Raw genomic sequence first — 14,930 nt, forward strand, 5'->3', positions numbered from 1 at the left:
CTTTCTTTTTAATTCCCGCCTTTGGCCTTGGCCAGCTGGGCGCGGATGTTGGCCAGATGGCTCTGTCCCTTCTGCATCCGCTCCTGCGGGCTCACCACTTTACGCTCGGTTTCCCATGCCAGATCGTCCTGCGGCAATTCCAGCAGGAAGCGGCTCGGCTCCGGCCGCACCAGCTCGCCATACTGGCGGCGCTCGCGGCACAGGGTGAAAATCAGTTCTTTTTGCGCGCGAGTGATCCCCACATAGGCCAGGCGCCGCTCTTCATCGACATTGTCTTCATCGATGCTGCTCTGGTGCGGCAGCAGGCCCTCTTCCATGCCCACCAGGAACACGTAAGGGAACTCCAGCCCCTTGGAGGCGTGCAGCGTCATCAGCTGCACCTGATCCAATTCTTCTTCGCTTTCACCTCGCTCCATCATGTCGCGCAGGGTGAAGCGGGTCACGACCTGGGTCAGCGTCATCGGCTCGTCCAGATCGTTGCCCTCCAACATCTCCGTCATCCAGCCGAACAGCGTATTGACGTTCTTCATTCGCATTTCGGCGGCCTTCGGGCTGGTCGAGGTTTCAAACAGCCAGCTCTCATAATCCACGCCGCGGATCAGATCGCGCACCGCCGCCACCGGCTCACGCTCCGCCTGCTGGGCGATGCCGCCCAGCCAGTGGGTGAAACGCTGCAGCGATTCCAGCCCGCGCCCGGTCAGGTGCTGGCTCAGCCCCAGATCGAAGCTGGCATGGAACAAACTCTTGTTGCGCTGGTTGGCCCACTCGCCGAGCTTCTGCAGCGTCGCCGGGCCGATCTCGCGCTTGGGAGTATTGACGATACGCAGGAAGGCGCTGTCGTCCTCCGGGTTGGTCAGCACGCGCAGGTAGGCCAGCAAATCCTTGATCTCGGGGCGGGAGAAGAACGACGTACCGCCGGAAATCTTGTACGGGATGCGGTTCTGCATCAGCATCTTTTCAAACACCCGCGACTGATGATTGCCGCGGTACAGAATCGCATAGTCGCCGTAATTGGTCTTTTTCACGAAGTGGTGGGCGATAAGCTCCCCCACCACGCGCTCGGCTTCGTGATCCTCGTTATTGGCGGTCACCACCTTCAGCTCTTCGCCATACCCGAGTTCGGAAAACAGCCGTTTTTCAAACACGTGCGGGTTATTGGCGATCAGGATGTTGGCCGCCTTCAGAATGCGCTCGCTGGAGCGATAATTTTGCTCCAGCTTGATCACCTGCAGCGCCGGGAAATCTTCCTTCAACAGCACCAGGTTCTGCGGCCGCGCGCCGCGCCAGGAGTAGATCGACTGATCGTCGTCGCCCACCACGGTAAAGCGCGCGCGGTTGCCCACCAGCAGCTTCACCAGCTCGTACTGGCTGGTGTTGGTATCCTGATACTCATCCACCAGCAGATAGCGGATGCGCTGCTGCCAGCGTTCGCGCACCTCTTCGTTGCGTTGCAGCAACAGCGTCGGCAACAGGATCAGATCGTCAAAGTCCAGCACGTTGCACGCCCGCATATGGGCGTGGTACAGGCCGTAGCAGTGGGCGAACAGCTTGTCGCGCTCCGAGCGCGCCAGCTCCGCCGCCCGCTGAGGATCGATCAAGTCGTTTTTCCAGTTGGAGATGGTCGAGATCAGCTGCGCCACCAGCGTTTTGTCACTCTCCAACCACTTTTCGGTCAGCTCTTTCAACAGCGCCAGCTGATCCTGGTCGTCGAACAGCGAGAAGTTGGACTTCATTCCCAGCGCCACGTATTCCCGTTTGATGATCTCCAGCCCCAGGGTATGGAAGGTGGAAATCATCAGCCCGCGCGCCTCTTTGCGGCCCAGGGTTTGCGACACGCGCTCTTTCATCTCGCGCGCGGCCTTGTTGGTGAAGGTCACGGCGGCGATATGCCGCGCCTGATAGCCGCAGTGGTGGATCAGGTGAGCTATCTTGTTAGTGATAACGCGCGTCTTGCCGGAACCGGCGCCGGCCAACACCAGGCAGGGCCCGGTAACGAATTCGACGGCTTGTTGTTGGCTGGGGTTTAATCGCATGGTGCTGACTTGCTCGACTGTAAAACGTGGAAGGGAATTGTAGCAGAAAGCGCCGATGAGATTTAGCGGGTATAATCAGCGCAATTTTCGCATCGACAAAGGCATTACCATGGCAAAAACGGCGTGCGCCCTGCACATTCTGGTAGACAATGAAAAGCTGGCCAACGAGCTGCTGGCCAAGCTGAAGCGCGGCGTCAGCTTCGACACGCTGGCGCGCAAATACTCGAGCTGCCCGTCAAAACGCAACGGCGGCTCGCTGGGCGAATTCAACAAGGGCGCGATGGTACCGGCGTTCGACAAAGCGGTGTTCAGCATTCCGCTGCTCAAACCCTACGGCCCGGTCAAAACCCAGTTCGGTTACCACATCATCAAGGTGCTGTACCGCAACTAGGGGGCCTGCGCCCCCTGCTGCAAATTACTGCGCGCTGGCGTCCGTCGCCGGCGCAGCCACCGCGGTGTCGGCCGGTTTGGCTTCTTCCGTCACCACCGCCGGCGCCGGCATCATGATGCCGTCATAGGTTTCCTGCAGCTGCTTCATGCTCATTTCCGGCTCGCCCTTCGGCTGCAACAGCACCAGCGTCGCCTCCTGAGACAGCTGCAGCTTCAGCGCCTGATTCAGCGTCTCCAGCGTCAGGCTGGACAAGAACTCCTGGCGCAGCTTCTGATACAGCTCCGGCGCGATATCCACCACCCCGCTCTGCTGCGAACGCAGGCGCTGGCTCATCAGCACGTCGGTGTCGGTGCGAGCGTAGGTGGCGAACAGCTTGCTCAGCTGATCGTTTTTCTGCGCCAGCAGCGCATCGAATTCCTCTTTCGACAGGCCGTTGTCACGCACGTTGGCCAGCTCGCGGGCGATAAAACCCAGGCTACCGTTCAGGTTGTTGTTCGGCGTATCCAGGTGGATGGCGCACTGCCCGCGCTGGTACTGCACGCGGCAGTCAAAGCCCAGATGCAGGTTCTTCTGGTCGCTTTTTTCCAGCGTTTGCTGGAGATGCCAGAACAGCGCCTCGCGGGCGAGATCGCCACGCCAATAGCGGAGCAGGCTCTGCGAATCGCGAATTGGGTGCCACGGCGAATCCCACATGATCGACAGCGTATCCTGTTTCACCTGCTCGCTGATCAGGCTCACCGGCTGCTGCGGCAGCGGCGTCAGGGTCGGCATCGGGGCCGGGGTTTCACGCTTGCCTTGCAGCGGCGAGAACGCCTTGTTGATCTGCTCGCCCAGGCTGCGGCTGTCGACTTTGCCGACCACGAACAGCGTCATGGCGTCCGGGGTATACCACTGCTGATAGAATTTCTTCAGCTGTTCGAGATTGACCGGCCGTTTCGCCGGCTGCGCCGGATCGTGCGCCAGCAGCGTCGAGCCTTTCAGGCGGTAACGCCACCAGGCGTCTTTGGTATTGGGCGGGAACGTGCCGACCGGATTGATGCTGGAGTTCATCACCGCATGCACCGTATGCTCGTCGATCGCCAGTTTGCCGGTGGTGTCCGCCAGCCAGGCCAGCGCTTCCTTCAGCAGGTCGGGCCGGTTGTTCGGCAAGCTGAGGTTATACATGGTGAAGTCATACGAGATGATAGCCGGCGGCAGCGGTCGCTCGTTATCCACGCTCTGTTGCCACAGGGCGCGCAGCTGCGGCGCGGTGAAGCTTTCGCTACGCGCCAACGCCAGCCGCGGCAGCAAGTGGGCGAAGCCGGTCTGTTGAGAAGACTCCACCAAAGAGCCGGTATTGACGATCAGCCGCAGTTCGACGCGGTCGCTCGGCCGCTGCGGCGTATCGAGAATCTGCCATGAAAACCCGTTGGCCAACGCCCCCTGCTGCCAGGCAGGATCGGGTTGTAGTGCTTCAGCCTGCACGCTGCTACTGGCTGCAGCCAATAGCAGCCCACCAACTATAAGATGAATTCTGGTGCCCTGCATGTGAACCCCTACTTAATGACTATCCAATTTCTTATGCAAATGCGTGTATTCCATTCAATGGAATCATAAAAATACGCCCTGAGTTTCACAGTGGGGCGGAAAGCAGAAAGTGTACCATCGTGTTAGACCGCGCGCCTTTGCGGATGTCACTCATTAGAGTGAAAAATAATGGATAGCGGGGTTTTTAATGCAAGAAATCGTTACGAGGCAGGGATAGAACCTCACCGGCCGCGGCTGCGGCCGGTGATTTACCGCCGATATCAGGCGGAAGGCAGCGTTTTGTCCGCGCCGGCGTTTTTGTTGTTCAGCGTGTCTTTCAGCTGTTGCTCATCCAGCTGATTACACCATTTCGCCACCACCACGGTCGCCACGCCATTGCCCACCAGGTTGGTCAACGCGCGGGCCTCCGACATAAAGCGGTCGATGCCGAGGATCAGCGCCAGGCCGGCCAACGGCAGGTGGCCGACGGCGGAGATGGTGGCGGCCAACACGATAAAGCCGCTGCCGGTCACGCCCGCTGCCCCTTTGGAAGAAAGCAGCAGCACCACCAGCAAGGTAACCTGATGCATGATGTCCATATGGGTGTTGGTCGCCTGCGCGATAAACACCGCGGCCATGGTCAGGTAGATCGAGGTGCCGTCCAGGTTGAAGGAGTACCCGGTCGGGATCACCAGGCCCACCACCGATTTCTTGCAGCCCAGCTTCTCCATTTTATCCAGCATGCGCGGCAGCGCCGACTCGGACGACGATGTCCCCAGCACGATCAGCAGCTCTTCTTTGATGTAGTTGACGAATTTGAAGATGCTGAAGCCGTTGGCGCGGGCGATGCTGCCCAACACCACCACCACGAACAGGATACAGGTGATATAGAAGCACACGATCAGCTGGCCGAGTTGCACCAGCGTGCCGACGCCATATTTACCGATGGTAAACGCCATGGCGCCGAAGGCCCCCAGCGGCGCCAGGCGCATGATCATGTTGATGATGCCGAAAATCACCCGCGAGAAGCTGTCAATCACGTTGAAGATCAGCTGCCCTTTCTCGCCCAGACGATGCAGAGCGAAGCCGAACAGCACCGCGAACAGCAGCACCTGCAGAATGTTGCCGCTGGCGAACGCGCCGATCACGCTGCCGGGGATGATATCCAGCAGGAACGGAATGATGCCCTGCTGCTGCGCCTGCTCGGCATAGACCGCCACCGCTTTGGCGTCCAGCGTGCCGGGATCGACGTTCATGCCGGCGCCCGGTTGCACCAGGTTGACGATCACCAGGCCGATAATCAGCGCAATGGTGCTGACGATTTCAAAATACAGCAGCGCGATGGCGCCGGTGCGCCCCACCGCCTTCATGCTTTCCATACCGGCGATACCGGTCACCACGGTGCAGAAGATCACCGGGGCGATAATCATCTTGATCAGTTTGACGAAGCCATCGCCCAGGGGTTTCATTTGGGCGCCGAGGTCAGGGTAGAAGTGGCCAAGCAGGATACCCAGCGTGATCGCCGTCAGCACCTGAAAATAGAGGCTCTTAAAAATCGTTGTTTTCATATGAACATCCTATGGGGGGAAGACACGCACCAGGCAGCAGTCTAAAAATCCAGCCTGTTCATTGCTTGCGCGGAAAATAACACCCACTTAACAACATGGAAATAATTTGTTGCACCCCAGCCTCGGGGTTGATGTGAATTTAAGAGCTGAAACGCGTCAGTCCGGGTGCAAAGCTGAAAATTGCGTAAGCCTATGTTTGCACTAACGCAAAAGAGGTAGGGAGAGAATGGCGGTTTTCGGACAGGGAAAAGTACCGGAAAGGTCACGCGGCGCTCAAGGCGCCGCGCGGCAAAACTCGGCTTCGAAGGCTTCGCGCGGCAGCGGCCGGGCGAACAGGAACCCTTGCCCGCTGCGAATGCCGTGCCTCAGCAGCCAGTCGCGCTGCTCGGCGTTTTCCACGCCTTCGGCCATCACCGGCAGCGCCAGCACTTCGGAGATCGAACTGACGATGCGTACCATCGCATCGTCGGCCGGCAGCCCCTGAATGAAGCTGCGGTCGATTTTAATCAAATCGATCGGCAGGGATTTCAACCGGTTCAGGTACTCCAGGCTGGAGTAGCCCATGCCGAAGTCGTCCAGCGCGATCGACAGCCCCAGATCGTGCAGCTCGCGCAGCAGCGCCAGCGCGCGGTCGAGATCGTCGATGCGTACCGTCTCGGTGATCTCCAGCAGCAGCTTGCGCGGATCGATCCGATACTGCGCCAGCAGACTTTTCAGATGCGGAACGAACGCCTCGTCCTGCATCTGAATGCCGGAAACGTTGACCGCCAGCGGCAGCGCAATGCCGCGCTGCTGCCAGTCCGCCAGGATACGGCAAGACTCTTCCAGCACCCAGTTGCCGAGGGGCACGATCACGCCCAGCTCTTCCGCAAGCGGGATGACGTCGGCCGGCAGGGTATAGCTGCCGTCGTACTGCTGCCAACGCAACAGCGCTTCGGCGCCGATCACCTCATTGGATTGCATGTCGATCTGCGGCTGCAGGAACAGCGTGAAATGCCGCTGTTCAATGCCGTGCAGGATCTCGCTCTCCTGCGTCAGCCGCTTCTGCGTGCGTTCCGTCAGGCTGGGTTCGAAGAACAGGATCTGATTTTTTCCTTCGCGGTGCGCGGACATCATCGCCGAGGTAGCGCTGCGCAGCAGCTGTTCCGCGCTCTCCTCCTGATTGAGGTAGTGCGCGATGCCGATGCTGGCGTTAGGCCGCAGCGCCAGGCCTTCCAGCGTCAACGGCGCGTTGATCTCCGCCATGATGCGCCGCGCCAGCTGCATGGCGTGGAACGGCCGCTCGATGCCCTTGGCCAGGATGGCGAATTCGGTATTGCTCAGCTGCGCCAGCACGCCGTTTTCGTCGATGCAGCCGCGCAGTTTCTTCGCCAGCGCCAACAGCAGGGCTTCACGCATCGCCGGGCTCATCACGCCGGAGGCCTCATGCAATGTCTCGATGCCGATCACCAGCAGATTAAAACGCTCAGGGCGCAGGCTGGAGGCGATATGCTGTTCCAGCAGCGCGTTCAAGAGCACCGCATTCGGCAGTTCGGTCACCGGGTGACGGGTGCTGAGGCGGCTCATGTCGGCATGCGCCTTGGCCAGCGTCTGTTGATTGCGGTTGTAGTTGCGCACCAGCAGGCCGAGCTCGTCGTCCTGATGCAGCGCCGGCAGCATCAGCTGGTGATAAGGCGCTTCGTCCTGCGAGATGTTTTCCAGCTCTTTGGCCATCGCGCGCAGTGGATGCACCATCAGCCGGTTCATGCACCAGGTGATGGCCACCGACAGGATCAGCGCCAGCAGCAGGTACGTCGACAGCATGGTCGACAAAATGCTGAGGATAAACTGGTACATGCGGAACGAATCGGCCTGCAGCACCAGATAAGCCAGCGGCTGCTGGTTGGCCGGCACCCGCTCCAGCGAATAAAGCGGCACGGAAATTTGGATAGGCAATTCAAACAGCCGGGCGATCAGCGTCGGCACCGGCCGCTCCGGCGGAAAATTGGCATGCAGCGCCTGAAACTCATTCGGCAAGACGATATCCGCCCGGCTCAGAATGCCGACCGGCAACAGCGTGTTCAGCACCTTTTTGGCTTCCGGCACGTCCATGCGCAGCACCGCTTCCGCCAGTGGCTGGCGCACGGAGTGGGCGATATTCTCCAGTTGCTGGGCGTAGTCATCCCTGCGCTGCTGCACAAAGTGGAATAACTGGATCACGATAAAAATGCAGATCGTGACCAGCGCCACGCCGGACACCGTCGCCATCTGCTTAATCGTTAACGAACGCCTGACCCGCAAACCTGCTCTCCGTAAAATCGGGCTGAAACAAAAAAGGGGGCTGACTCTTACCCGCCCCCTCGAACCGGGCTGAGTATACTCGATCATCGGCTGTTTTTATCTGGCTATGCCGCAGGCAGAACCAAGAAAATCGCGGGTTTCAGTCTTTTCCTAAAGCGGACAAACGCAACCCGGACACAGGGTAACAAAACTCCCCGGTGTCCGACACTCCGAATCTTCCCCCTCCCGGCTACTTGAAGTCGGCGTATGGCGTCAGCGGCTGCGGCGGCAAATCGAGATCCCCCTGCCAGCCGGCCAGCGAATAGCGCAGATAAATTAATGCGTGGCTCGGCGTATAGTCTTTCGCCTGCTGGATATCGATGCCGGCGCCGAGCGTCCAGTGCGAACTGAGGCGGCGTTCGACGATCGCCCGCAGGGTATAGCCGACGCCGCTCGAGGAACTGCCGTCCTCGACGGCGAACTTGTCGGGCAGCGAGTCCGGGATCAGGCCCTGCAGCGGATAGCGGCGCTGGCTGTCGGTTTTTGAATGGGACAACGACACCGAACCGCCCAGCTCCCACGACCAGTTCTCGGTGCGCTGGCGGTAGTTGACCGGCAGTGACAGCGACAGATATTGCTGCGGGCTGTAATAGCCGCCCTGTCCCAGCGAATAGCCGCTCAAATCCTTCTGATAGTGCCACAGCATGGTATTGAGCCCGATGCTCAGACGGCGATTGTCTTCGTTGATCAGCTTGTAGTAATAGCCGGCCATCAACCGCTGCCGCTGGTTGTCCGCCACGTTCTTGCCGGTAATCTGGTGCGCGCTGAGATCGGCCCAGACGCCGTTCGCCTCGCCGCGATCGTAGCTGGCGCTCAGGCTGACGCCGGTGGCGCGCACGCCGCCCCAGGTGACGCCGGTATTCGGGTCTTTGGCGCCGCCGAACGCCAGCAGCGAGCTGGAGATTGGCCGCCGCGAAGCCGCCAGCGTCCAGCCGATGTGGTTCCAATCGCCGCTGTAGGCCAGGCCGCCGGTCCAGTCGACCACCTCAAAGCCCATCGGCGTCGTGCCGATGTCGGCGGCCCAGCGATCGTTTTTCCAGCCGGCCGCCACGCTGGTACCGGTGGTTTTCTGGTGTTCATCGCCGCGGCACCCTTGCGTGTGGCAGGTGCCGAAGGTCTCGTAGTATTTGCCGCTGCCGTCGGTCGAGAAGCGGCCGGCATCCAGCTGCACGGTGTCGGTGCGCAAGAAGGCGCGCCCGTCATACAGCGGCATGTCCATCTGCAGCATGGTGTCATGCGCGTTGAAATCGGAAATGCCGCCGGTGCCGCTCGAGCGCCAGTAATCGTGATCGAGCGTGACGTTCACGTCTTGCTGTCGATACAGATCCGCCGCGTCGGAGCGGATGCCGCGTTTCAGCCAGTCGTCGCTCGGATTATTGCGCGTCAAATAGGTGTAACTGTCATTGCCCTGCGGCAGCGTCGGCGTGATGCCGCTGGCCACCATCGCCTGGCGGTAATCCTGCTGCGCCCGCTCAGGCTGTTGCTGAGCCCGCTCCAGCCGGGCGGCGTCACGGTAAACCAGCGCCTTGGTCTGCCCGACGGGCTCCGAAGCCGCCGCCGTTTTCAGTCGGTCGAAGATAGCTTCGGCCTGCTGCGGATCGCCGACCGCCCCCCAGGCGTTGGCGACTCGCCGCTGGCTGTTGAGCGAAGCGTCTTGTGGCTGCGGTTCGGTTTTCAGCCGTTGACGCGCCGCTTCCAGATCCCCCTGCGCCACATAGGCTTCAATCTCGCCCAGTTGCGCATCCGGGTTATTCGGTTCACGCCGTTTCACCCGCTGATAGTCGTCCAGCGCCGCCGCATACTCCCCGCGCGCCAGCGCCCAGTCGGCCAGCAGCAAATCGATGCGCGTGTCCGCCGGCTGCCGGCGCAGATAGGCTTCCGCCGCCGGTTCGTCACCGGCCGCCCGCAGCCGTTCGGCATGATCGATCACCGCCTGCATTTTCAGCCGCTGCGCCAGCTCGCGCATGTTGTCGTTCCACTGCGCAACAGGCAGCGTATTGAGCTGCGCCAGCGCCTGATCGTCGCGATCGCTGCCGGAAAGGTAGAGCGCATAGGCGTAGACCAACTGCGGATTGGCGTGCTGACGCTGCGCCAACTGTCGGAATAAGGCATCCGCCTGCTGCGGCTGCCCGGCCTGGCGCAGCGCCTGGGCGTAGCGGTAGGTCAGCCAGACGTCGTCGGGATCCATCGGCTGGGCGCGGCGATAGATTTCCGCCGCCTGCCGCCACTGCTGTTGCGCCGCCAATGCCTCCGCCTGCTGTTTCAGCATATCGAGCCGCAGTCCGTCGAGGGTGCTGCGCAGTTTGGCCTGCTGGCTGCCTGGCAGCCCATTAAGGTAGGCCAACGCTTTTTCCGGCGACTGCCGTTGATAGATATTCACCAGGCCGCGCAACGCGCTGCCGTTACCGGGATCGCGCCGCAGCGCCTGCCGATAAAACCCTTCCGCTGCGGCGTCATCTTTGCTCACCACCGCCACATCGCCCAGGCCGATGAACGCGTCGCCGTCGCTGTCGTCGAGCTGACGCGCCTGCTGATATTTCTGGCGGGCCAGCGAGAGATTACCGGCCTTCAGCGCCTTGTCGCCCTCATCGATCGCCAGCCAGTAGCCGGTGCTCTTGATCAGGCTTTGCCACTTGCCGCTGTCGTAGCCGTTCTTGTCGGCGGCCAGCGCCTGACGAAACAGCTTCAGCGCCTGCGGGCGATTGCCGGCGCGCGAATAGGCCTGGCCGAGCGCACCCAGCACCTCGGCGTCGTTCGGCGTCGCCGCCAGCGCCTTTTGCAATTCCGGAATAGCCGCCCGGCTGCCGCCTTTATCCACCTGCGCCAGGCCGCGCACCCGCGCCTGATAGGCCGGATCGGCCAACAATTTCTGCTGTCTGGCCAGCTCTTCGCGGGCGCTGGTCGCCTGATCGCCGGTGTCGAACACGCCGAGGAAACGGTTGAGCGCCGCCACGCTTTGCACGCTGACCGGCATCGCTTTGACCTTGTCCAACCACAGGTCGGCGGCATCGCCGCGCCCGGCCGGATCGGCGGCGATCTTCTGCAGCAGTTCATAAGCCTGCGCGTCCTGATTCTGACTGAACAGCATGCGCGCCAGCGACATGCGCAGCGCCACGTTGCCTGAATATTGCTGGTCCAGCGCCTGCAGCTGCTTCAGCGCCTTCGCTTCCTGCCCCGGCAAGCGCGCCACCAGCCGCCAGTATTCCACCGCCAGGTCGAGCGTCGGCGGCTCGCCGTGGAACAGCGCATCGTACTGCGCCTTGGCCTCCGGCAACCGGCCGGCGGTCGCCATCAGGCGCGCCTGCTGCAGCTTTTGCCGGGTTTCCGGCTGGGTCAGCAGCATGTTCATTTGCGCCTGGCGATAGGCGCTGGATTGCGGCGCGAGGGTTTTCAGCTTATCCAGCTGCTGCTGCGCCAGCGCCATGTTGCCCTGCCGCAGCGCCAAACGCATGCGCGCGGCGATCACGTCCGGGTTGTTCGGATCCATCAGCTCGAGCCGGTACAGCGACTGGCGCACCAGATCGTCCTTGTTGCCGGCCTCGCCGATGCGCACCTGCTCCAACAGCCACTGCTCCGGGGCCACGGCCTCCGCGGCGCGCGCCTGCGGCAGCATCGCCAGACTCAGCGGAATCAAATTCAGCCAGTTTATTTTGAAGTTGTGCATTGGCCGTCCCACGAGGGTTGCAATTCACCCTGACGATTAAAGCGATAACGTTGTTGATCCCATCCCTGACCGAATAGCGTCAGCGAGGCGCTGAAATAGGCGTCGTCGCCCGGCGGATGATCGCTGATGCGCTGCCGCTGCACCGCCAGCGCTTCAGCCTGCGTCGCCAGCATCGGTAGCATGGAAGCGGAGAAACCGACCGGGCCGTCGCCGGTCGTTTTGCCGCTGGCGGTATCGGTTTTCTCCGGCGGCACGCCCTGTTTGGCGGTGAGCTGCGCCATCGGCTGGAAGCGTTCAAGCAGCGCCGCCTTGTGCTCATCGTCGTCCGCCAGCATGCCGGCCCACAGATAGACCCGAATGGCGTCGTAACTGCCGACGTTCGGCTTGACGGGGTCCGGCTGCCAGCCGGTACCGACCCGCCACACCACCCAGTCCGGTGAGAAACCGTGCGGCGCGGTGTCCAGCCACAGCCGCTGATTGATCTCGCGCATCGCGCGCCACGGGCCGTTCAGCGCCGCAAAGCGCGCCAACAGCTGCGGCGGCAGATAGCTGGGGTTCAAGCGCCAACGATCTTCCGCCACGAACCCGACCTTGCCCGGCAGCAGCATCAACCCCAGGCCGGGAATGTCGGCCACTTCCTCGCGGCCGATGCGTTGCAGCAGCAGCGTTCCCAGGGTTTGATAACGCCGGCTTTTCCACAGGCGGCCGGCTTCGAGCAGGTTGTATGCTATCCACAGATCGGCGTCCGATGCCGAGTTGGCGTCCAGCACCTTCCACTGCTTGTCGTCGCCTTCGCCCCACAGCCAGGCAGGCAAATGCGCGCTGAGATCGCCCGCCGCCAGGTTGTTCTCCGTCCAGGTCAACAGCCGGTCGAAGGTCGGCCGGTCGTTGGCCACCAGGGCGAAGAACAGGCCGTAACTCTGCCCCTCCGAGGTGGTGATTTTGTTCGGGCTGCTCGGGTCGATCACCCGCCCCTGCGGACTGATGTAGAACTGCTTGTACTGTTGCCAGCCCGGCCACTCGCAGGCCGCCGCCGCGCTGAAGGCGCACAGCAGCAGCATGCCGAGCGACAGGCGTTGCAGCATCGCGTTCACCGCCGTCAATCCCGATCTTCAGGCGCCAGGCGACGCCGGCTGAAGGCCTTCAGGCCGCGCCACAGCATCAGCCCCAGGATCACCACCAGCACCACCGCGATCGCCGCCAGCAGGACCGGATGGGTGGAGAGGGCATACCACAGCCGCTCCCACCACGGCAGGTGGCCAACATAGTAAACATCGCCGACGCGCAGGCTGTTGACCCCCGATTCGCGGATCACCGCCACCGAACCGAACACCGCGGCGCGCTTGCCGCTGTCCAGCAAGGCGTCATTCAGCAACTCATAGCCGCGCGGGCTGTCCGCCAACAGCGCCACGATGCTGCGCTGGTCGTTGAACGGCGACTGCACGCCGATAATCGCCGACATCGCCCCCTCTGAGCTGACGGTCGTTTTACTGTCCGGTTTGGTATCTTCCGCCAGCACTTCTGCGCTGGGCAGCGGCGGTTGGCGCGTCGGCTGTTTCACCCAGCTTTGGGTGGCGTCCACCAACAGGCTGATTTTCTTATCGTCACGCAGCTCCGGCGGGATGGTACCGACCATCAAGATATCGTCGTCGCGATCTTTGGCCTGCGACCAGTCGTCGCTGAGCGTGAAGGCCAGCGCCGGATAGCCGGTTTGCGCACCGATCACCCCCAGCGCATTCAGCAGCGCGCTGACCTGCGCCGGCTGAGGTTTCTGGTTCACCAACACCAGCGTTTGCGACAGATCCGCCAGGCGGCTGAACGGGAAGCCGGCGTTGGCGAAGGCGCGCAGATCCGGCATCGCCATAAAGTGGCGGTAGCCGGAGAAATCGATGGTGGAAGCACCGTCGATCACCGCGTGGTTTTGCGTGAAGGAATACGTTTCGCAGCGCCCTTCGGCGCCGCTGGCCAGCAGCGTGGTGTAGTCGAAGTCAAAGCGCAGCTGGTTGGTGGCCCCCAGACGCAGCGCCGGGATGCTGACGTTCTTGTCGGAATCGAGCAGCCCCTGCGTCAACGGCAGGCGCAGCAGCTGCGCCCCCTGCTCGTGTTCCGGCACCAGCGAGTAAGCCTGCACGAACTGGTTGTTCAGGCTGACGCTTAGCCGTGAACCGTCCTGAATGCGCGGCGCGGTGTAACGGTACTTCAGGTGCATGTCGATGCCGGTGCTGCGGATCAGGAACAGGTCCGGCGGCAGGTTCATGGTCAACGAAATCGGGCCGGGTTCGATGCCGCTGGTCTGCAGCTGTTCGGCGTATTGCTGCAGTTCGGCGAAGGTCATCGGCCGATCGGTGCGCACCCAGTTCGGCGCGTCGTAAGGCTGGCGCGGCGCAAGTTGCTCCACCTTGTCCACCGTTACGTTCTGGCCGCGGAACAGGATGTTGCCCTGCGCGATGCCTTTCACTGCGGTGATCAAATCGTTGTCGTCGCGCCCCTGAATCAGCAGCAGTTTGACGTACGGATTGTCCGGGTGGCTGATCATCTCCACCGTCGGGCCGTTGACCGCCGGGTAATCGCGCAGGAAATCCGGGCGCTGCTGGTTGGTGGCGAACACCACCGCATGCTGCGTCGGCAGCGCATTATACAGCGTCGGGAAAGACTGCCCGCGCCACTGCGCCTTGCTGCCGAACCAGGAGGCCAGGATGCCCGCCGCGCGCTGCTGGGCGAGATCCGGCTGGCCGGCAAACACCATCGGCAGCGTCAGCGGCCGATTATCGCGGCTGTCGAAGAACGGCTCAGGGAAATGCGACAGTTCGTTTTTCACCGGCAGCGTCTGGAAACGCAGCTTCAGCGCGCTGGATTTGCTGACGTCGAGCCACAGCGAGGTGCTGGCCGGGTTTTCGCAAATGTTCTGATAATGACCGACAAACACCAGCCGGACGCGGTTAAAATCGGTGATATAGCGCGGATCGATCGCCATCTGGATGCGATTGGGCTTGCCCAGCTGCTCTTTGGCGATAGTGGTTACGCCCATCAACTCGTCGTTGAGGTAGACCTTGACGTGCGACTCCACCGGGATCAGCGCCGGCGACGGCGTAAACTCCATATCGAGCATCGCCTGCGAAACCACTTCATCGCTGCGCACGCCGAATTCAATCTGCCCATCCGGGCGGGTGCCGCGCAGAATAAAGGTGCCCGGCGGCGGCGCTATCTGCGCGAACGGCAGCGACACGTCGCGCACCGGCGCATTCGGATCCTGCGGCACGGCGAGCGGCGGCGCGTTCGAGGTATCGGCCGGCGCCGCAATCGGCGGCTGTGCCGCCACGGTCGGCGCGGTGGCGGTTTCGGCCTGCGACAGGGTACTGATGCCTAAGGCCAGAGCAGTTAACCAGGTTATTTTTCTCGTCATCGTATCATCATCAATGTTGGAGCCTGTTCACCGGGCGAGTGAGCGG

At 62.0% G+C, this 14,930-nt stretch carries 8 protein-coding genes; 1 reads left to right on the forward strand and 7 read right to left on the reverse strand.

What is annotated here, in order from left to right; translation table 11 throughout:
- Positions 1–8: 8 nt before the first annotated feature.
- The gene (gene rep / locus AAIE04_RS07445) at positions 9–2,033 is read right to left on the reverse strand and encodes a DNA helicase Rep (RefSeq protein WP_004934177.1); all 2,025 of its coding nucleotides are present in this window, start codon (positions 2,031–2,033) and stop codon (positions 9–11) included.
- A gap of 109 nt (positions 2,034–2,142) precedes the next feature.
- On the opposite strand from rep, the gene ppiC reads away from it, so the two are divergent.
- The gene (gene ppiC / locus AAIE04_RS07450) at positions 2,143–2,424 is read left to right on the forward strand and encodes a peptidylprolyl isomerase PpiC (RefSeq protein WP_004934175.1); all 282 of its coding nucleotides are present in this window, start codon (positions 2,143–2,145) and stop codon (positions 2,422–2,424) included.
- Positions 2,425–2,448: 24 nt separating this feature from the next.
- Here ppiC and AAIE04_RS07455 read toward each other — a convergent pair whose 3' ends face one another.
- The 6 genes from AAIE04_RS07455 to bcsB all read right to left on the reverse strand — a co-directional run bounded on the left by AAIE04_RS07455 (position 2,449) and on the right by bcsB (position 14,884).
- A complete protein-coding gene (locus tag AAIE04_RS07455; RefSeq protein ID WP_063918217.1) occupies positions 2,449–3,951 on the reverse strand; it encodes a M16 family metallopeptidase in 1,503 nt (500 codons plus the stop codon).
- 260 nt (positions 3,952–4,211) lie between these two features.
- Positions 4,212–5,498, reverse strand: a complete 1,287-nt coding sequence (locus tag AAIE04_RS07460; protein WP_019452569.1) for a dicarboxylate/amino acid:cation symporter — start codon at positions 5,496–5,498, stop codon at positions 4,212–4,214.
- A gap of 273 nt (positions 5,499–5,771) precedes the next feature.
- A complete protein-coding gene (gene hmsP / locus AAIE04_RS07465; protein WP_063918218.1) occupies positions 5,772–7,778 on the reverse strand; it encodes a biofilm formation regulator HmsP in 2,007 nt (668 codons plus the stop codon).
- A 229-nt stretch (positions 7,779–8,007) separates the two neighbouring features.
- Positions 8,008–11,481 carry a cellulose synthase complex outer membrane protein BcsC gene (gene bcsC, locus AAIE04_RS07470; protein WP_498576739.1) on the reverse strand — a complete coding sequence of 1,158 codons (3,474 nt, stop codon included), beginning with the start codon at positions 11,479–11,481 and terminating at the stop codon, positions 8,008–8,010.
- Positions 11,463–12,575, reverse strand: a complete 1,113-nt coding sequence (bcsZ, locus tag AAIE04_RS07475; protein WP_498576740.1) for a cellulose synthase complex periplasmic endoglucanase BcsZ — start codon at positions 12,573–12,575, stop codon at positions 11,463–11,465. Before bcsZ ends, bcsC begins: the two co-directional genes overlap by 19 nt.
- A gap of 5 nt (positions 12,576–12,580) precedes the next feature.
- Positions 12,581–14,884 (reverse strand): cellulose biosynthesis cyclic di-GMP-binding regulatory protein BcsB, encoded by a 2,304-nt coding sequence (gene bcsB, locus AAIE04_RS07480; protein WP_019452573.1) that lies wholly within the window; start codon positions 14,882–14,884, stop codon positions 12,581–12,583.
- Positions 14,885–14,930 lie beyond the last annotated feature (46 nt).

It is taken from the genome of Serratia sp. Ae19-1 (assembly GCF_059801225.1).

What these genes read in the sequence shown, in the direction of transcription:
- rep (WP_004934177.1), bottom strand. Translation starts at nt 2,033, where the DNA reads ATGCGATTAAACCCCAGCCAACAACAAGCCGTCGAATTCGTTACCGGG.
- ppiC (WP_004934175.1), top strand. Translation starts at nt 2,143, where the DNA reads ATGGCAAAAACGGCGTGCGCCCTGCACATTCTGGTAGACAATGAAAAG.
- AAIE04_RS07455 (WP_063918217.1), bottom strand. Translation starts at nt 3,951, where the DNA reads ATGCAGGGCACCAGAATTCATCTTATAGTTGGTGGGCTGCTATTGGCT.
- AAIE04_RS07460 (WP_019452569.1), bottom strand. Translation starts at nt 5,498, where the DNA reads ATGAAAACAACGATTTTTAAGAGCCTCTATTTTCAGGTGCTGACGGCG.
- bcsC (WP_498576739.1), bottom strand. Translation starts at nt 11,481, where the DNA reads ATGCACAACTTCAAAATAAACTGGCTGAATTTGATTCCGCTGAGTCTG.
- bcsB (WP_019452573.1), bottom strand. Translation starts at nt 14,884, where the DNA reads ATGACGAGAAAAATAACCTGGTTAACTGCTCTGGCCTTAGGCATCAGT.